Genomic DNA, 16,831 nt, shown 5'->3' with positions numbered 1-16,831 from the left:
TGAAAGAAATATTACAGTTTTAAGTCACGATATGACAGGTTTGGCAGGAATCGTTCGCAGCTGCGTTAGGTCATTGAAATAACTATATTAATTGCTTGGATATGGCGTGTGTCAGCGGCGCGGCGGCATGTTGCCGTTGGCGCCGTCATGACGTTTTATTCGCAACTGCGGCATAAATGACACGCTGACGATCGTTGCAGCGGGGCGCACTGTCACATTTGCCCCGATCTGGCGACGAGTCGGGTGGATTCGAAAAGGGGACGCAAGGCCGATGGCCTGCGTCCCCTTGATAAGCTTAGATTTTCCGGTTTGCCGGAACGATGCGATCAGGCCGCGTCGCCTGCGCCAACCTTGTCCTTGGCGGCAAACACCTGGACCGGGTCCTTGCGGCCTTCGACCACCTCGCGGTCGACCACGATCTCGGCCACGCCCTTCATGCCGGGCAGCTCGAACATGGTGTCGAGCAGCATCGCCTCGACGATCGAGCGCAGGCCGCGCGCGCCGGTCTTGCGTTCAATGGCCTTCTTGGCGATCGCCTCGAGCGCGTCGTCGGTGAAGCTGAGCTCGACATCCTCGAGCTCGAACAGCTTCTGATACTGCTTGATCAGCGCGTTCTTGGGTTCCTTGAGGATCTTCACCAGCGCGGTGACGTCGAGGTCCTCGAGCGTCGCGATGACCGGCAGACGCCCGACGAATTCGGGGATCAGGCCGAATTTCAGCAGATCCTCGGGCTCGCCCTGGCGCAGCAGTTCGCCGGTCTTGCGCTCCTCGGGCGCGGCGACATGCGCGCCGAAGCCGATCGACTTGCCCTGCAAACGGTCGCCGATGATCTTTTCCAGACCCGCGAACGCGCCGCCGCAGATGAACAGGATGTTGGTCGTGTCGACCTGCAGGAATTCCTGCTGCGGATGCTTGCGTCCGCCCTGGGGCGGAACCGAGGCGGTGGTGCCTTCCATCAGCTTGAGCAGTGCCTGCTGCACGCCTTCGCCCGACACGTCACGCGTGATCGACGGGTTCTCGGCCTTGCGGCTGATCTTATCGATCTCGTCGATATAGACGATGCCGCGCTGCGCCTTCTCGACATTATAGTCCGAGGCCTGGAGCAGTTTCAGAATGATGTTCTCGACATCCTCGCCGACATAGCCGGCTTCGGTCAGCGTCGTCGCATCGGCCATGGTGAAGGGCACGTCGAAGGTCTTGGCGAGCGTCTGCGCGAGCAGCGTCTTGCCGCAGCCGGTAGGACCGACGAGCAGGATGTTCGACTTGGCGAGTTCGACCTCGCCCGAGCCCTTGCCCGAATGGTTGAGGCGCTTGTAGTGATTGTGCACCGCCACCGAGAGCACGCGCTTGGCGCGGTCCTGGCCGATGACATAATCGTTGAGCACGTCGCAGATTTCCTGCGGCGTGGGCACCCCGCCATCCTTCTTGCCGGCCAAGCCCGCCTTGGATTCCTCGCGGATGATGTCGTTGCACAGCTCCACGCACTCGTCGCAGATGAACACCGTGGGTCCGGCGATGAGCTTGCGCACTTCGTGCTGCGATTTTCCGCAGAAAGAGCAATACAAGGTGCTCTTCGAATCGGAACCGCTCAGCTTGGTCATAGCATATCCTTCTGTTCCGGCTGCATTATGCCCGGAACGTAACGTTTCAGCCTAGTGCCTAAAATGCGAAATTCAACACGCAACACCCGTCCGGCAGACGGATGTTGCGGCGAATCCTGCATGGTCCAGGGCCTGCAGTGCCCCTGATAGGGCGCAATCCTTGTTAATTTCCTGCCTCGTCCGACGGAGCGGGACGCTTGTCCATGACATGATCGACCAGCCCGAATTCCTTGGCCTCTTCCGCTTCGAGGAAGGTGTCGCGGTCCATCGCCTTCTCGATTTCCTCGAGCTTGCGGCCGGTGAACTTGACGTACAGGTCGTTCATCCGCTTGCGGATGCGCAGGATCTCGCGCGCCTGGATCTCGATATCGGACGCCATGCCGCGCGCGCCACCCGAAGGCTGGTGCACCATGATGCGGGCATTGGCGAGCGCGGTGCGCATGCCGGGTTCGCCTGCCGCGAGCAGGAAGCTGCCCATTGATGCCGCCTGGCCGATGCACACCGTGCCGACGCGCGGACGGATATACTGCATGGTGTCATAGATCGCCATGCCTGCCGTCACCACGCCGCCCGGCGAGTTGATGTACATGAAGATGTCCTTTTTCGGATTTTCCGATTCCAGGAACAAGAGCTGCGCGACGATAAGCGAGGCCATGTTGTCCTCGATCTCGCCGGTCACGAACACGATCCGTTCACGCAGCAGCCGCGAGAAGATGTCAAAGCTGCGCTCCCCGCGATTCGACTGTTCGATGACAATCGGGACCAGGGCATCGCGGACGGTATCGTACATAAGGAAGCCTTCTTTCTGCGCTTTTGTTTCGACCGCCTAAATCGGCCTGTTTGCGCGCAAGTTCAAGCCCCGATGCGCTGCCCCCGCCCGACCATCAGCGTGGCGAGCGCGCCGCACAGCATCAGCACGCCCGCCAGCAATATGGCGTTGCGCGGATCGGAGCCAAGCAGCGGCGCATAGATCAGCGGCATGGTCATGGTCTCGATCAGCATGGGGATGACGATGAACATGTTGAAAATGCCCATATAAACGCCGGTCCGTTCGGGCGGGATGCAATTGGCGAGCATCACATAGGTATTGCCCATCATGCCCGCCCAGCCCAAGCCGATGCCGATCATCGGCACGAACATCGCAAGGCGATTGTCGAGCATCGGCAGGCTCAGCATCGCAAGGCCCGAGGCAACGAGGCACAGCGCGTGCACCGGCTTTGCGCCGAACTTGCGCACGATCGGGATCAGCGCCAGCGCACCGAGGAACGACACCGCATTGTAAGCGACGCCCATCTGCTGCGCGGTGAGCGAGGCGGAGATGAAGTCCGCGCTCGACGCCTTTGCGCCCTCGCCTGCCGGAAACAATGTGCGCGAGACCGACAGCGCAATGAACTGCCAGTAGACGAACATCGCATACCATTGGCACAGCATCGCCCAGGCGAGCTGGCGCATCGGCCTGGGCATGGCGATGAACGCATCGCGTATCTCGGCGAGCGCCGCGCCTGCCCCCATCGGTTTTGCCGCCATCTCGGCGAGTTCGGCTTCGGAGAGCTTCAATTCGGGCACGCGCAGCACCGACCAGACGATCGTCGAGATCGACAGGATAGCGCCGATGACGAAGGCGATGCGGACGATCACCGGAATGCCGTTCATATCGACCAGGTTCTGGCTGATGCCGAAGCCGACGAGCAGGCTGGGCGCGGCATAGGACAGGCATTGCGCGAGGCCGGTGAACGCGCTCTGCACCAGAAACCCTGCGGGCCGCTGCCCAGGCTCGAGCCGGTCGGCGACATAGGCGCGATAGGGCTCCATGGTGATGTTGTTGCCCGCATCGAGCAGCCAGAGCAGGCTTGCGGCCATCCACAGCGCGCTCGAATAGGGCATCAGGAACAGGCAGAGCGAACAGATCACCGCGCCGATCAGGAAATAGGGCGTGCGGCGGCCGAGCTTCGAACGGGTGCGATCGGACAAGGCACCGACGATCGGCTGGATGAGAAGGCCCGTCATCGGCCCTGCCAGCCAGAGCAGCGGCATCGTCGCCTCGTCCGCGCCCAGAAAGGTGTAGATCGGCGTCATGTTCGCCTGTTGCAGCCCGAAACTGAACTGCAGGCCGAAGAAACCGAGATTCATCTCGACGATTCGCGGCAGCGACAGCCGTGGCGGCGCGGGGCGCGGCGCGGCGAAATCGTCGGCGGAAGCGTGCGTGGCGCTGGTCATCACCCTCTCCTTGTCGTGGAAACGGCGTCTTGCCTAGCGCCTTGAGCCTGATGCTATGCCCAGGCCACACCGCTTGGCAAGCTTTTTTGCAAACGATTGCAAATTCTGCTTGCAATCGTTTGCTATCTTGCTAGCTTCGATGGTCATAGCCGATCAACCGGCAGGTTCAGGAGAGAAACGATGTCGATTTCCAAGGCTCTTCGCGCATCCAGCGCCACTGCGGCCCTTGCCGCCTCAAGCTTCTTCTTCACCACCACTGCCTTCGCGCAGGACACCGCCGCGCAGGATGACAGCGCCGAAAGCGACGTCATCGTCGTGACCGCCGTCGCGCGCGGCGCCAATGTGCTCGACAGCTCGGTCTCGGTGAGCGCGATCGATGCGGACCAGATCGCCACCACCGCGCCGCGCAGCGCGGCGGAAATCTTCCGCAACATCCCCGGCATCCGCTCCGAATCGTCGGGCGGCGAAGGCAATGCCAATATCGCGGTGCGCGGCCTGCCCATCGCCTCGGGCGGTGCCAAGTTCCTGCAGCTGCAGGAAGATGGTCTGCCGATCCTCGAATTCGGCGACATCACCTTCGGCAATTCGGACATCTTCCTGCGCTCGGACCTCAACATCGCGCGGGTCGAGGCGATTCGCGGCGGTTCGGCCTCGACCTTCGCCTCCAACTCGCCCGGCGGCGTGATCAACATGATCTCGAAGACCGGCAAGGGTCAGGACGGCGGCACGATCCAGGCGACGCTCGGCCTCGACTATGACGAGAAGCGCTTCGATTTCGATTATGGCGGCGCGCTGGCCGACGACCTGTATTTCCACATGGGTGGCTTCGTCCGCCAGGGCGAAGGCCCGCGCGACATCGGCTATGACGGCAATCGCGGCGGCCAGTTCAAGATCAACATCACCAAGGAATTCACCGGCGGCTTCATCCGCTTTTACGGCAAGTATCTGGACGACCGCGCCGTCGCCTATCTGCCCAATCCAGTGCAGGTGACCGGCACCAACGCCAACCCCAATTATCGCAACGTTCCCGGGTTCGATATCAGCGGCGACAGCCTGCATTCGCGCTTCTTCCGTTCGGCGCTCAGCCTGAACGGCAACAATCAGCCGCAGCGCTTCGACATCACCGCAGGCCAGCGCCCGCTGGTCAAGGCGTTCGGCTTTGAGGGCGAATTCGAGGTCGCCGATGGCTGGACGGTGACCAACCGCTTCCGCTTCTCCGACGTGTCGGGCAGCTTCGCCTCGCCCTTCCCGGGCTCTGTCGATACCGCCGCGAACACCGCCACCGCGCTGGCCGGTGCCGGTTCGCGCCTCGTCTTCGCCAATGGCCTGCAGGCCGGCCAGAACGTGCCCGGCAACGCGCTGGTGGCGAGCGTCGTGCTGTTCAACACCCGGCTCAACAGCCTCGACAACATCACCAACGACCTGCGCATCACCGGCGATTTCGACATCGGCAGCGGCAATGCGACGCTGACCGCCGGCTTCTACAAGTCGCGCCAGGACATCAACACCGACTGGCTGTGGACCTCGCACCTGCTCGAGGTGCGCGGGGGCGGCAATGCCGCGCTGATCGATGTGGTCGCCGCCAATGGCCAGCGCCGCAGCGACGGTGGCACCGTGGCCTATTCGGCGAGCTTCTTCGGCAATTGCTGCCGCCGCAGCTACGACCTGCAATATGATACCAACGCGCCCTTTGCCTCGCTCTCGCTCGAATTCGACAAGCTGACGCTCGACGGCAGCATCCGTTACGATTTCGGCGATGCCTCGGGCCGCACCTTCGGATCGGATCTGGGCGGCGGCCGCGTCGGCATCACCAGCTTCGATTTCAACCGCAACGGCGCGATCAGCCCGGCCGAGGCGCAGACCGCGACCATCCCGCTGAACGCGCCCGCTCTGGTCGATTACAGCTACAATTATTTCAGCTACTCGCTCGGCGTGAACTATCGCGTGTCGAACGATCTCGCGCTGTTCGCGCGCTACAGCAAGGGCGGCAGAGCCAATGCCGACCGCATCCTGTTCAACAACGACAATGTCAACTTCGTCACCGGCGACATCCGCAGCGAAGGCATCGCGGTCGATTTCGTCAAGCAGGCCGAAGCGGGCGTGAAATACCGTTCGGGCGGCCTCGCGCTCTATGCCACCGGCTTCTATGCGGAGACCGAGGAAACCAATTTCGAGGCAACCACCCAGCAGACCTTCGACCGTCAGTTCAAGGCTTATGGTGTGGAGCTCGAAGCCTCGTACCGCACCGGCGGCTTCACCTTCAGCGCGGGCGGCACGTATACCGATGCCGAAATCAGCCGCGACCGCATCAACCCCGGCAATGTCGGCAACACACCGCGCCGCCAGGCCGATTTCATCTATCAGCTGAGCGGTCAGTATGAAGAGGACATGTTCACCCTGGGTGCGAACATGGTCGGCACCACCGACAGCTTCGCGCAGGACAACAACCTGCTCGTGCTGCCCGGCTTCGCCCAGGTCAACGCGTTCGTCGCGGTGCGTCCGTTCGACCGGGTGCAGCTGTCGCTCAACGCCAACAACCTGTTCGACACGCGCGGCTTTACCGAGGCAGAAGAGGGCGCGATCCCGGCCAACGGCATCGTGCGTGCGCGCTCGATCAACGGGCGCACCATCTCGGCCACGCTGCGCTACGACTTCTGAGAATGACCACCGCCTGGACTGCCGCGCATGTCGCCGCTCTCGAAGGTCAGCCCCTGCCCGTGCCGGGGCTGATCGGCGAGGACGATGCGCGGCGCATCCTGCCCGACCTGCTGCTCTGGGACATGTGGCCGCTGCAGCAGGCAGACGGACGACTCGCCGAGGTGAACGGCGGCAGCCTGTGGATGGTGCTCGCCGCGCCCGACCGGGGCGACCCGATCCTGCGCCATTTCGAGGCGAAGATCCGGCTGCTGCACCTCGACGCCGATGGCTGGCACGATCTGGGCGACATGCTTCCGCAAGGTCTGGGCGATTTCGAGCGCGAATGGTCGGGCTCGGCGGTGCTCGAGGGTGACAAGTGCACGCTCTATTTCACGGCTGCCGGCTATGCGGATCGCCCCGGCGGTTTCCAGCAAAGGCTTGCCGAGACCACCGGAACTTTGCAGCCCGATGGCCGCATCACCGGCTGGTCGGCAGTCCGCGAAAGCGTGGTCGCCGATGGCGGGGTCTATCTTGCCGCAGACAAGCACGAGGGCGCTCCCGGCACGGTCAAGGCGTTCCGCGATCCGGCCTTCTTCGTCGATCCCAAGGATGACGCGCGCTATCTGGTGTTTACCGGCACGCTCGCCGCCTCCCATCATGCGTTCAACGGCGCGGTGGGTCTGGCGAAGGCGGACGAGAACGGCGCATGGCAGCTGCTGCCGCCGATCATCCATGCCGATACGCTCAACAACGAGCTTGAGCGCGCGCAGATCATCGCGCATCAGGGGCTCTATTATGCCTTCTGGTCCACGCAACGCTCGGTGTTCAACCCCGATGGTCCGACCGGGCCGACCGGCTTCTACGGCATGGTCGCCGAAACGCTGACCGGCCCCTGGCGGCCGCTCAACGGCACCGGGCTGGTGATCGCCAATCCGGACGAGGAGCCGATGCAGACCTATAGCTGGTTCGCCACGTCCGATCTGCTGGTATGCAGCTTCATCGACCATTGGGGCCTCAAGGGGCGCAAGCCTTCGGACACTGCCTTGGTCGCTGCCGAGACGTTCGGTGGCACGCCCGCGCCGATGGTGCGCCTCGCGCTCGACGCCGATCGCTCGGAAATCGTCGAGGTCTTCGCGATGGACCGGCTGCATGCGGTCTGCAATGCCGGCTGAGGCTCCGCTGCTCGGCGCGATCGAGGCGGGCGGCACCAAGTTCGTGCTGGGCATCGGCACCGGTCCCGACGCGATCATCGAGCAGGTGCAGATCCCGACGCGCGATCCCGAAACGACGCTGGCCGAGACGATCGCCTTTTTCCGCAGGCACCCCGGCCTGGCCGCGATCGGCATCGGCTCGTTCGGCCCGCTCGAACGGAACCGCGACGCGGCGAAATGGGGGCATATTCTCGCAACCCCCAAGCCCGGCTGGAGCGATTGCGATTTTGCAGGAACGATCGCGCGCGCGCTTAGCGTTCCGATCGGTTTCGATACCGATGTCAACGCCGCCGCGCTGGCCGAGGCGCGGCTGGGCGCGGCGCGCGATGCCAAGGTCAGCGTCTATGTCACCATCGGCACCGGCATCGGCGGCGGGGTGATCGCCGATGGCCGGATCGTCGGCGGCCAGGGCCATCCCGAGCTCGGCCATATGCGCCCGCGCCGCGCGGCGGACGACCACGAATTTCCCGGCCATTGCCCCTTCCATGGCGATTGCCTGGAAGGGCTGGCGAGCGGCCCGGCGATCATCGCGCGATGGGGCCAGTCGCTTTCGCACCTTGCACCCGATCATGCAGCGCACGGGGCCATCGCAGGCTATCTCGCCGAAATGTGCAACAGCCTGCGCGCCGCTCTGGCGCCCGATGCGATCGTGCTGGGCGGCGGGGTAATGGGTACGCCGGGCCTGTTCGACCGGATCGTCGCCCAGGCGGCCGCACGCGATGGCGGCTATTTTGCGCTATGCGCCGAAAAGGTGATCCGCCGCCCCGCGCTCGCCCCGATATCGGGGCTGGCGGGTGCAGTTCTGCTCGCGGCGGACCTTTTGTAACCCGGATTATTCGGCCGACGCGGCGGCGAGCTTGTCCTGCGTGCGCAGTTCGAAGTCGCTGGCATCGTGGCGCTCGTGCAGTTGCTGGCTCAGGTCATCGCCGAACGCGCGGTTGACGATCCGCCCACGCTTGACCGCCGGGCGCTCGCCGATCTGCTCGGCCCAGCGCAGCAGATGCGTATATTCGTGCGCCTGGAGGAATTCGGCCGCGTTATAGACCTGGCCGGTCGCCACGCCGCCATACCACGGCCAGATCGCGATATCGGCGATCGAATAGTCGCTGCCCGCCATATATTCGTTGTCCGCCAGATGCCGGTTGAGCACATCGAGCTGACGCTTGGTCTCCATCGTGAAGCGGTCGATGCAATATTCGATCTTGAGCGGGGCATAGGCATAGAAATGGCCGAAACCTCCGCCCAGATAGGGCGCGCTGCCCATCTGCCAGAACAGCCAGTTGAGCGCCTCGGTGCGCTTCATCGGATCGGTGGGCAGGAAGGCACCGAACTTTTCGGCCAGATACAGCAGGATCGAACCCGATTCGAACAGCCGCACGGGCTCTGCACCGCTGCGGTCCATCAGCGCGGGAATCTTGCTATTGGGGTTTATGGCCACGAAATCGCTGCCGAACTGGCCGCCCTGGCGGATATCGATCAGCCAGGCATCATATTCCGCGCCCGAATGCCCGGCAGCGAGCAATTCCTCGAGCATCACGGTGACCTTCACGCCATTGGGCGTCGCCATCGAATAGAGCTGCAGCGGATGCTTGCCGACCGGAAGCTCCTTGTCGTGCGTCGCGCCGGCGATCGGGCGGTTGATATTGGCAAAGGCGCCGCCATTGTCCTTGTTCCAGGTCCAGATGGCGGGCGGGGTGTAATCTTCGGGGAAGTTGGTCATGGATCGGGCCTTTCGCGGTTCGATCGCGATTCGACAGGCCGGATCGCGACGACAGGGGCGTCGCCCGACAAGATGGCGGTGCGCAAGACTCAGTCAAGGGCATCGCCTCGCGATGACCGCGCAACGAAAAAGGGCGACCATCGCTGGCCGCCCTTTCCCGAATCAGTACCTGATTGCCTTGCAGCTATCAGGGGCTGTTGGGCTCATCGTCATCAGCGATGACGATGATGCCACCGATCACGGCGGCGGCTGCCACGACACCAATGATGATGCCGGTGCTGCCTTCTGCGTCGCTCTCTTCGCCCGAAGCGCTGGCGCGAGCTGCGGAGGTCGCAGCCTGTGCCAGAACCGGAGCGCCGACCATTGCGGTCAGAGCAAGCGCAGCCAGTGCGGTCTTTGCAAGTTTCATAGGATTGTCCCTTCAGACATGCTGCTAGCGATCGCCATATTCCACAGCTGCTTAGCAAATGCAACATGCGTTCAGCGCAATTATCTGGAAATTCACCGCAGTTTTTGGGGGATTTGAAGTCTTTACAACAGATCGAGCAAACCCATGGCCGCCATCTGTAACGGCGCAAGATAAACCGCATCATCGAACGATACGCTATTGGTCAGCGCGTAAAATCGCCGAGCGCTATCGTCGCTCATCCCCATTTCACGGTAAAAATCAATATACTCGCGATGCACCGGGTCGCTCTCGGGCAGATCGTCGGCTTCGCGTCCCAGATCGTCGCGCCAGCTGTGAACCGCGAACTCTGCGCGCGAATCGGCGCGGCGGCGCACGCCCGCCAGGAACAGCTCGACCGCGCCCGACCGCACCGAACCACCGGCTGGGACCAGTGTTTCGATCCCGGCATGCCGCACCATCCGCGCAAGGCGCAGATTGGCCTCGTCATCGTCGGATCCCGGGCATTCGATCATCCGCAACGTCGCGATGCCCGGAAAGGCTTTCAGCATGGCGACGAACTGGTCCGGCGTGCGCGAATCGACCACGCCGATCATGTCCGCGCTGCGCGGATCGGTCACGCGGAACGGGCCGAAAGTGGCGAGCGCGGGCTTCGCCTGCGCCTCGGTCGCCGGGGCCGCAATCTCGGTCCAGCTGAGCTCCTCGTGCCAGGCGATCGCGGCAGTGTCGAGCGCCAGCGCCGCGCCGCCCAGGCTGATCTCGCGCGCCTCGATGCGATCGGGGCACAGCAAAAGACCGAACAGGACAATGGCGGGCAGAAAACGCGGCAGCGGCATGAGCGGGCATCGGACGGGGGTGGATGATGCTCCACCGATGCGCCTGCCGGTTTGCCGAAGGGTTGCGAAACATGGTCAGGGCAGACCGTTAAGCCAGGCTTACCTGCTCGCCCTGCTCTCAAGAAAATGCATATTCTACAATTGCTTGAGCCGCCTCAAATTGGTTAGCGGGCCTCGGCCAGCTCGGCAAGCTGGTCCGCCATGGTCGCCCAGCCTGTTTCGAACCCCATGGTCCTGTGCTGCTCGCACGCCTCTTTCGTCCAGTGCCAAGTGGTGGCGGTGTAACGCGTGCCCTCGCCCTCGGGCGCGATCTCGAGGCAGCCGACCATGAACGCGGCCTGCGGAATCCAGCCCTTGCGGAACGCATCGGTGAAGACGATGCGCTGGCCCTGCGTCACCTCGAGCAGCACGCCATCGCCTTCATGGCTCTCGCCATCGGGACCGCGCATGATCGTCGCCATCCGCCCGCCCGACCGCCAGTCGATCTCGACGATCTCGGTCCGCCATGGGCGCGGGCACCAGTAATCTTCCAGCTGTCCGGTCATCACCTGCCAGACCCGTTCGGGCGGCGCGGCAATGTGCCGGCTAACACGAAGGGGGTAACCGGGTTCGTCTGTGGCTTCGGTCATGGTCTTTTCTCCTGCCATTCAATCGCGGTTGGGTGCGCCGAGCGGGAAGAAACCGCGATAGGGCCGCGCTTCCTCGATGCAGCGGGCAAAGGATGGTCGCGCGATCAGCCGGGCGCGATAACCTTTGAGGGCGGTGAAATGCTCGGGAATGGGGTGCGACCAGTCGGCGTAGAACAGCGCCGGGGCCGCACCACAATCAGCCAGCGTGAAGGCGTCTCCCGCCGCCCAGACGCGGCCCTGCATATGCGCGTCCAGCCAGCCATAAATGGTATCGAGCATCGCCCTGGCATCGGCGAGCCCGGCAGGATCGCGCTGGTCTTCGGGCCTGAGCGCATCGAACACCGTCTTCTGCTGCGGGCTCATCACGTAATTGTCGATGATCCGGTCGAGCATCCGCACCTCGAGCGCTGCCACCGGATCGGCCGGGATCATCGGCGCGGGGCCGGGATGCGCGATCTGCAGATGCTCGATGATCGTGCTCGCCTCGATCACCGTCCGATCGCCATCGCGCAGCACGGGGAACTTGCCGATCGGCCATAGGCGGTGCAATTCGGCCTGGTTCTCCGGCTGATCGGGGCCGAGCATGCGGAACTCGAACGGGATAGCGTTCTCGTACAGCGCAATCAGCACCTTCTGGCAATAGGACGAGAAGGGATGTGCGAAGAGCTGCAGCGTCATACGGCGGCCTTCCGGGGCCCGACGAGCGAGAAGGTCGCGCCCTGCGGATCGCGCCCGGTGATGATATAGTCGCCGCCCGGAATCTCGGACGGGCCGAACAGGATCTCGCCCTGGCGCAGCGGGATGGTGCGCGCGGCGGCATCGATGTCCTCGACATAGAAATAATGCGCCCAGCCCGCCCAGGGCATGTCGCCGGGCTTGGTCATCATCGCGCCGATCAACTCACCATGGCGCAGGAATTCGTAGGCCCCCATCGGCCCCATATCCATCTCGCCATCCTTCACCCAGCCGAACAGCGTGGAATAGAATTTCATCGCTCCCGCCTGATCGGTGGTGCTGAGCTCGTTCCACGCGCAATGGCCGGGCTTGCCGCCATTGCAGACATAGGCGCGCGACGTTTGACCCGACTGGTCCTGCATCAGGTAGAAGGGAATACCCTGCGGATCGGCGACCATGGCAAGGCGCCCGGTACCGGGCAGGTCGCGCGGCCCCATATGCACGGTACCGCCAAGCGAACGCAGGCTGGCGAGCGCCGCATCGATATCGTCGACCGCGACATAGCCCAGCCAGCAAGGCTGCGCGCCGCCCGCAAGCATGTCCGGGGTCAGCGTCAGGATGCCGCCGATCTCCTCGTTCCCAGCGCGGATGGTGCGATAGTCGAGATCGGGCTGCTGCGAATCGCCATAGGTCCAGCCGAGCAGCGCGGCGTAGAACGCCTGGGCCCCATCGGCATCGCGGGTCATCAGCTCGTACCAGACGAATTCGCCCTGTCGGTTGCTCATGATCGGCGCTCCCGTTCAGGCGGTCAGTTCGACGACCGGGACAAAGCCGCCGAAGATCAGCCGCTTGCCGTCGAAGGGCATCGGGTTCCTTTCCGGGTCCATGCGCGGATCGAGCTTGGACGGATCGGTCATCATCTCCTGCATCTTCGCCATCGCGGCATCGCGCGTCGCCTTGTCGGGCCATTCGATCCAGCTGAACAGCACCGCCTCGCCATCTTCCGCCTTCACCGCACGGCGAAAATCGGTGGTGTGGCCGTCGGGCACGTCATCGCCCCAGCATTCGACGATGCGCAGCGCGCCCAGCTCCATGAACACCGCGTCGCCCTGGCGCGCATGCTCGATGAACCTGTCGCGGTTGGCCTCGGGGCAGGGAATGACGAAACCATCGATATAGGTCATGGGTGTTGCTCCTTGTCGCAGAAGGGAAAGCAGTTTTCAGGCAGCGTCGGCGGCGGCCTCGATCGCGGCGATGTCGATCTTCACCATCGCCGACATGGCATCGAAGGCCGCCTTGGCGCGCGCGGGATCGGGATCAGAGAGCAGTTCCATCATCCGCCGCGGCACGATCTGCCAGCGTACGCCCCAGCGATCGTGGCACCAGCTGCAGGCGATTTCCGCGCCGCCATGGCCGACGATCGCGTCCCAGATTCTATCGGTCTCGGCCTGATCCTCGGTATAGATCTGGAACGAGATCGCATCGCCATGCGGCTTGCCCGGCCCGCCGTTGAGCGCGACCCAGGCCTGGCCGGCCAGCGTGAATTCGACCAGGATCACCGCGCCTTCAGCGGTCGAGGGATTGTCCGATGGCGCGCGCACCACCCGGTCGATCCGGCTGTCGGGGAGCAGGCCGGCATAGAAGCGCGCGGCCTCTTCCGCCGCGCCGTCGAACCACAGGCATGGTGCTATCTTGCTCATCGCCACATCCTCGCTTGGCCCGGCCGCCTGTTTCTGCGACTCGGGAGCTGTCGTTGCCGAGCGTGTGAGCGTGTGTTACAAAAAGCAACTGCTTAGTTATTATTTATAACCTCAAAGGGAGTAACATTGCCAAAGCGGCTGTATGACGATGCGTGCGGCACCGCGCATGCGCTGGAACTGATCGGCGAGCGCTGGGCGCTGCTGGTGATGCGCGAGCTGATGCTCGGGCCGCGCCGGTTCAGCGAGCTGCGCGCCGACCTTCCCGGCATCAGCGCCAATGTGCTGACCCAAAGGCTCGAGGGGCTGGAGGAAAAGCATCTGCTCGTCCGCCGCCGCCTGCCGCCGCCCGCCTCCGCGCAGGTTTATGAGCTGACCCCCTGGGGATACGAGGCCGAACCTTTGGTGCAGATGCTCGGCCGCTGGGCGGCACGATCGCCCTGGCACGATCCGACCCTGCCGATCAGCGGGGTTTCGGTGATGCTCTCGTTCCGCACGATGATCCACCGCGCGCGGGTCGGAGACCTGGCCTGCCGAGTCGGTTTCGTCTTCGGCGACATGCGCTATGTCGGCCAGCTCGACGCCAGCGGTATCGCGATCGCGCGTGGCGAGGCCGAGGGCTGCGACATTGTCTTCACCGGAACGCCGCACGCGCTGGCGGGCGCGGTCTATGGCGGGGTGCCGCTCGACATGCTCGAAGCCGAAGGGCTGCTCCGCGCCAAGGGCGATCCCAAGCTGATCGCGCGCTTCCTCACGCTGTTCCCCTTGCCCGAGCGGGTGGAATTGCCTCCGGAATGACGCAATCTCGTCGAATCCGCTCGACACATTAACCGCGCCACGTCACGCTCCCCTTGGAACAAAAGGGGGGCGTTGATGGTCGCCATCGTCCAGACCGTGGCCTATCTGGGGCTCGAGGCGCGCAGCGTCGAGGCGCAGGTGCAGATTTCGCCCGGCATGAACAAGGGCATCGCGGTGGTCGGCCTGCCCGACAAGGCGGTGGGCGAAAGCCGCGAGCGGGTGCGCGCCGCGATCGCCTCGCTCGGCCTGTCGCTTCCCCCCAAGCGCATCACCGTGAACCTGTCGCCCGCCGATCTTCCAAAGGAAGGATCGCATTACGACCTGCCGATCGCGCTGGCATTGCTCGCGGCGATGGGGATCATCGATGCCGAGCTGGTCGGCGAATATGTCGCGGTGGGCGAGCTCGCGCTCGACGGGCGCATCGCCGCCTCGCCCGGCGTGCTGCTCGCGGCATTGCACGCCTCGGCTTGCGGAAAGGGGCTGATCTGCCCGGCGGCGCAGGGGGCCGAGGCCGCCTGGGCGGGCGGCATCGACGTGATCGCCGCGCCCGATCTGCTCACCCTGCTCAACCATCTCAAGGGCCATGGCCGCCTCAGCCCGCCCAAGCCCGGCATCGCCGAAGAGCCCGCGCCCGGCCCCGATCTCAAACAGGTTAAGGGCCAGGAAACCGCCAAGCGCGCGCTCGAGATCGCGGCGGCCGGGGGGCACAACATGGTGATGGTTGGCCCGCCCGGCGCGGGCAAGTCGCTGATGGCCTCGTGCCTGCCGGGCATATTGCCGCCGCTCACCCCGCAGGAGGCGCTCGAGGTCTCGATGGTGGCAAGCGTCGCGGGCACCCTGGTCGATGGCCGGATCAGCCGCGCGCGGCCCTTCCGTGCGCCGCATCACAGCGCCTCGATGGCGGCGCTCGTCGGCGGCGGCTTGAAGGTGCGCCCCGGCGAGGTATCGATGGCGCATCTTGGCGTGCTTTTTCTCGACGAGCTGCCCGAATTCCAGCGCACCGTGCTCGATTCGCTGCGCCAGCCGCTCGAGACGGGCGAAGTCAGCGTCGCGCGCGCCAATGCGCATGTCACCTTCCCGGCGCGGGTGCAGATGATCGCGGCGATGAACCCGTGCCGCTGCGGCCATCTGGGCGACCCCGCGCTCGGCTGCTCGCGCGCGCCGCGCTGCGCGGCAGACTATCAGGCCAAGGTCTCCGGCCCCCTGCTCGACCGGATCGACCTGCATGTCGAGGTCGAGGCCGTCACCGCCGCTGATGTAAAACACGACACTCAGTGAGAATATCGGAAGTGTGTGAGAATTTCTAACTCGGACGGTTCTGTGATCCCCGATAAAAAGCTATATTTTCCATATATTTAGTGACTCCAATCAAAATCAGTCGTTAGTCAGTGAGACCAAATTTAGTCGAAAATTGCCCGCATTTTTCGCTGAATTTTTCGCTTGGAGCCCTCCATCCTTGCCTCACCGCTCAAGCCGGGCGGACATGGAAGGAGACCCCGAATGGAACCGCCATTCAAAGCCATTGAAGGCATATCAACTGCATCAGTTGGAGATCGAAAGATCCTTCGTCGAGTTGCCCTGGAAGAAGGTGCGACTCGTGAAGGCGCCACTGACTTTCCCGAAACGATTGCTGCGGTCGTCGATGTGGAGACGACAGGGCTGTCCTTGGACGAGGATGGAATAATCGAACTGGCGCTTCGCCGCATTCACTTCGATCACCTTGGTATCGTGACATACATCGAACAGCCCTATGTCTGGCTTGAAGATCCAGGCATGCCCGTTCCCCTTGATATCTCCCGTCTGACCGGGATTACAGACTATGATGTAGAAGGGGAGCGAATAGACGAGGATGAGGTCCTCGAGCTGCTTTACGAGGCGGACATCATCATCGCGCATAATGCCAGCTTCGATAAGCCGTTCCTTTCCCGTAGGATTCCTCCGATCGGGGAAATGCTCTGGGGCTGCAGCTGCCAGGACGTGGATTGGGTGCAAAACGGCTTTGAGGGGCGATCGTTAGGCTGGCTTTGCGCACAAGCAGGTTGGTTTTTCGACGGTCATCGTGCGTTGGCTGACGTCGATGCCGTCATCACGCTGTTGCGATACCCTGGCCTCGATTCACCGACCCTCCTTGCCGAACTCTATGACACTGCAAGACAACCTCGAAAGCGTTTCGAGGCGGTCGGCGCCCAATTTGACGTGAAGGAACTGCTCAAAGGCAGGGGCTACCGCTGGAACGATAAGAAGCGGGTCTGGTTCAAGGACGTGCCAGCTACCCAAGCGTTCTCCGAGGAAGCCTGGTTGGATCAGCACGTCTATTCCGCGAACAACAGGCCGAAGGCCTTCGGTCCTCGCATAATCCAACTGAAAAATGAGGATCGCTTCCTGTGATCTAATTATCAAAGGA

The 16,831-nt window shown here is 63.6% G+C and carries 16 protein-coding genes and 1 pseudogene; 6 read left to right on the top strand and 11 right to left on the bottom strand.

Features of this window, described 5'->3' with window-relative positions:
- Positions 1-326 precede the first annotated feature (326 nt).
- The 3 genes from clpX to OPU69_RS15195 all read right to left on the bottom strand — a co-directional run bounded on the left by clpX (position 327) and on the right by OPU69_RS15195 (position 3,818).
- Entirely contained in the window at positions 327-1,601 is a 1,275-nt protein-coding gene (gene clpX / locus OPU69_RS15205) for an ATP-dependent Clp protease ATP-binding subunit ClpX (RefSeq protein WP_023838127.1), read from the bottom strand.
- A gap of 163 nt (positions 1,602-1,764) precedes the next feature.
- Positions 1,765-2,391 carry an ATP-dependent Clp endopeptidase proteolytic subunit ClpP gene (gene clpP / locus OPU69_RS15200; protein ID WP_060977383.1) on the bottom strand — a complete coding sequence of 209 codons (627 nt, stop codon included), beginning with the start codon at positions 2,389-2,391 and terminating at the stop codon, positions 1,765-1,767.
- Between the two features lie 62 nt (positions 2,392-2,453).
- Positions 2,454-3,818 (bottom strand): MFS transporter, encoded by a 1,365-nt coding sequence (locus OPU69_RS15195; RefSeq protein WP_498512164.1) that lies wholly within the window; start codon positions 3,816-3,818, stop codon positions 2,454-2,456.
- A 180-nt stretch (positions 3,819-3,998) separates the two neighbouring features.
- Between OPU69_RS15195 and OPU69_RS15190 the strand changes: the two genes are divergently transcribed.
- Genes OPU69_RS15190 through OPU69_RS15180 form a run of 3 tightly spaced genes read left to right on the top strand, consistent with a single transcriptional unit; the run spans position 3,999 to position 8,492 of the window.
- Positions 3,999-6,476 (top strand): TonB-dependent receptor, encoded by a 2,478-nt coding sequence (locus tag OPU69_RS15190; RefSeq protein WP_498512162.1) that lies wholly within the window; start codon positions 3,999-4,001, stop codon positions 6,474-6,476.
- Positions 6,477-6,478: 2 nt separating this feature from the next.
- Positions 6,479-7,627: a glycoside hydrolase family 68 protein gene (locus tag OPU69_RS15185; RefSeq protein WP_498512160.1), complete on the top strand. Its 1,149-nt coding sequence runs from the start codon at positions 6,479-6,481 to the stop codon at positions 7,625-7,627.
- On the top strand, positions 7,605-8,492 hold the full coding sequence (locus OPU69_RS15180) for an ROK family protein (protein ID WP_498512158.1): 888 nt from the start codon (positions 7,605-7,607) through the stop codon (positions 8,490-8,492). Before OPU69_RS15185 ends, OPU69_RS15180 begins: the two co-directional genes overlap by 23 nt.
- Before the next feature lie 6 nt (positions 8,493-8,498).
- Here OPU69_RS15180 and yghU read toward each other — a convergent pair whose 3' ends face one another.
- From yghU to OPU69_RS15140, 8 genes are all read right to left on the bottom strand, one after another.
- Positions 8,499-9,386: a glutathione-dependent disulfide-bond oxidoreductase gene (gene yghU, locus OPU69_RS15175; RefSeq protein WP_498512156.1), complete on the bottom strand. Its 888-nt coding sequence runs from the start codon at positions 9,384-9,386 to the stop codon at positions 8,499-8,501.
- Between the two features lie 187 nt (positions 9,387-9,573).
- Positions 9,574-9,795, bottom strand: a complete 222-nt coding sequence (locus OPU69_RS15170) for a hypothetical protein (protein WP_060977389.1) — start codon at positions 9,793-9,795, stop codon at positions 9,574-9,576.
- Between the two features lie 122 nt (positions 9,796-9,917).
- Entirely contained in the window at positions 9,918-10,628 is a 711-nt protein-coding gene (locus OPU69_RS15165; RefSeq protein WP_498512154.1) for an alpha/beta hydrolase, read from the bottom strand.
- Positions 10,629-10,792: 164 nt separating this feature from the next.
- Positions 10,793-11,257 (bottom strand): SRPBCC domain-containing protein, encoded by a 465-nt coding sequence (locus tag OPU69_RS15160; RefSeq protein ID WP_498512152.1) that lies wholly within the window; start codon positions 11,255-11,257, stop codon positions 10,793-10,795.
- An 18-nt stretch (positions 11,258-11,275) separates the two neighbouring features.
- Positions 11,276-11,935: a glutathione S-transferase family protein gene (locus OPU69_RS15155; RefSeq protein ID WP_060977391.1), complete on the bottom strand. Its 660-nt coding sequence runs from the start codon at positions 11,933-11,935 to the stop codon at positions 11,276-11,278.
- The gene (locus tag OPU69_RS15150; protein ID WP_498512149.1) at positions 11,932-12,717 is read right to left on the bottom strand and encodes a VOC family protein; all 786 of its coding nucleotides are present in this window, start codon (positions 12,715-12,717) and stop codon (positions 11,932-11,934) included. Before OPU69_RS15150 ends, OPU69_RS15155 begins: the two co-directional genes overlap by 4 nt.
- 15 nt (positions 12,718-12,732) lie before the next feature.
- Positions 12,733-13,116 (bottom strand): DUF1428 domain-containing protein, encoded by a 384-nt coding sequence (locus OPU69_RS15145; RefSeq protein ID WP_060977393.1) that lies wholly within the window; start codon positions 13,114-13,116, stop codon positions 12,733-12,735.
- A 36-nt stretch (positions 13,117-13,152) separates the two neighbouring features.
- The gene (locus tag OPU69_RS15140; RefSeq protein ID WP_498512147.1) at positions 13,153-13,632 is read right to left on the bottom strand and encodes a VOC family protein; all 480 of its coding nucleotides are present in this window, start codon (positions 13,630-13,632) and stop codon (positions 13,153-13,155) included.
- A gap of 126 nt (positions 13,633-13,758) precedes the next feature.
- Between OPU69_RS15140 and OPU69_RS15135 the strand changes: the two genes are divergently transcribed.
- From OPU69_RS15135 to OPU69_RS15125, 3 genes and pseudogenes are all read left to right on the top strand, one after another.
- Positions 13,759-14,427 (top strand): winged helix-turn-helix transcriptional regulator, encoded by a 669-nt coding sequence (locus OPU69_RS15135; RefSeq protein ID WP_498512145.1) that lies wholly within the window; start codon positions 13,759-13,761, stop codon positions 14,425-14,427.
- A gap of 75 nt (positions 14,428-14,502) precedes the next feature.
- Positions 14,503-15,687: pseudogene (locus tag OPU69_RS15130) on the top strand (YifB family Mg chelatase-like AAA ATPase); the annotation flags it as partial.
- A gap of 240 nt (positions 15,688-15,927) precedes the next feature.
- Positions 15,928-16,815: a 3'-5' exonuclease gene (locus OPU69_RS15125; protein WP_498512143.1), complete on the top strand. Its 888-nt coding sequence runs from the start codon at positions 15,928-15,930 to the stop codon at positions 16,813-16,815.
- Positions 16,816-16,831 lie beyond the last annotated feature (16 nt).

The sequence above is a fragment of the Blastomonas sp. 34TW genome, assembly GCF_059803595.1.
Note: the sequence above shows the minus strand (reverse complement) of the source record. Positions and strands in the feature narration are given on the sequence as shown.

What these genes read in the sequence shown, in the direction of transcription:
- clpX (WP_023838127.1), bottom strand. Translation starts at nt 1,601, where the DNA reads ATGACCAAGCTGAGCGGTTCCGATTCGAAGAGCACCTTGTATTGCTCT.
- clpP (WP_060977383.1), bottom strand. Translation starts at nt 2,391, where the DNA reads ATGTACGATACCGTCCGCGATGCCCTGGTCCCGATTGTCATCGAACAG.
- OPU69_RS15195 (WP_498512164.1), bottom strand. Translation starts at nt 3,818, where the DNA reads ATGACCAGCGCCACGCACGCTTCCGCCGACGATTTCGCCGCGCCGCGC.
- OPU69_RS15190 (WP_498512162.1), top strand. Translation starts at nt 3,999, where the DNA reads ATGTCGATTTCCAAGGCTCTTCGCGCATCCAGCGCCACTGCGGCCCTT.
- OPU69_RS15185 (WP_498512160.1), top strand. Translation starts at nt 6,479, where the DNA reads ATGACCACCGCCTGGACTGCCGCGCATGTCGCCGCTCTCGAAGGTCAG.
- OPU69_RS15180 (WP_498512158.1), top strand. Translation starts at nt 7,605, where the DNA reads ATGCGGTCTGCAATGCCGGCTGAGGCTCCGCTGCTCGGCGCGATCGAG.
- yghU (WP_498512156.1), bottom strand. Translation starts at nt 9,386, where the DNA reads ATGACCAACTTCCCCGAAGATTACACCCCGCCCGCCATCTGGACCTGG.
- OPU69_RS15170 (WP_060977389.1), bottom strand. Translation starts at nt 9,795, where the DNA reads ATGAAACTTGCAAAGACCGCACTGGCTGCGCTTGCTCTGACCGCAATG.
- OPU69_RS15165 (WP_498512154.1), bottom strand. Translation starts at nt 10,628, where the DNA reads ATGCCGCTGCCGCGTTTTCTGCCCGCCATTGTCCTGTTCGGTCTTTTG.
- OPU69_RS15160 (WP_498512152.1), bottom strand. Translation starts at nt 11,257, where the DNA reads ATGACCGAAGCCACAGACGAACCCGGTTACCCCCTTCGTGTTAGCCGG.
- OPU69_RS15155 (WP_060977391.1), bottom strand. Translation starts at nt 11,935, where the DNA reads ATGACGCTGCAGCTCTTCGCACATCCCTTCTCGTCCTATTGCCAGAAG.
- OPU69_RS15150 (WP_498512149.1), bottom strand. Translation starts at nt 12,717, where the DNA reads ATGAGCAACCGACAGGGCGAATTCGTCTGGTACGAGCTGATGACCCGC.
- OPU69_RS15145 (WP_060977393.1), bottom strand. Translation starts at nt 13,116, where the DNA reads ATGACCTATATCGATGGTTTCGTCATTCCCTGCCCCGAGGCCAACCGC.
- OPU69_RS15140 (WP_498512147.1), bottom strand. Translation starts at nt 13,632, where the DNA reads ATGAGCAAGATAGCACCATGCCTGTGGTTCGACGGCGCGGCGGAAGAG.
- OPU69_RS15125 (WP_498512143.1), top strand. Translation starts at nt 15,928, where the DNA reads ATGGAACCGCCATTCAAAGCCATTGAAGGCATATCAACTGCATCAGTT.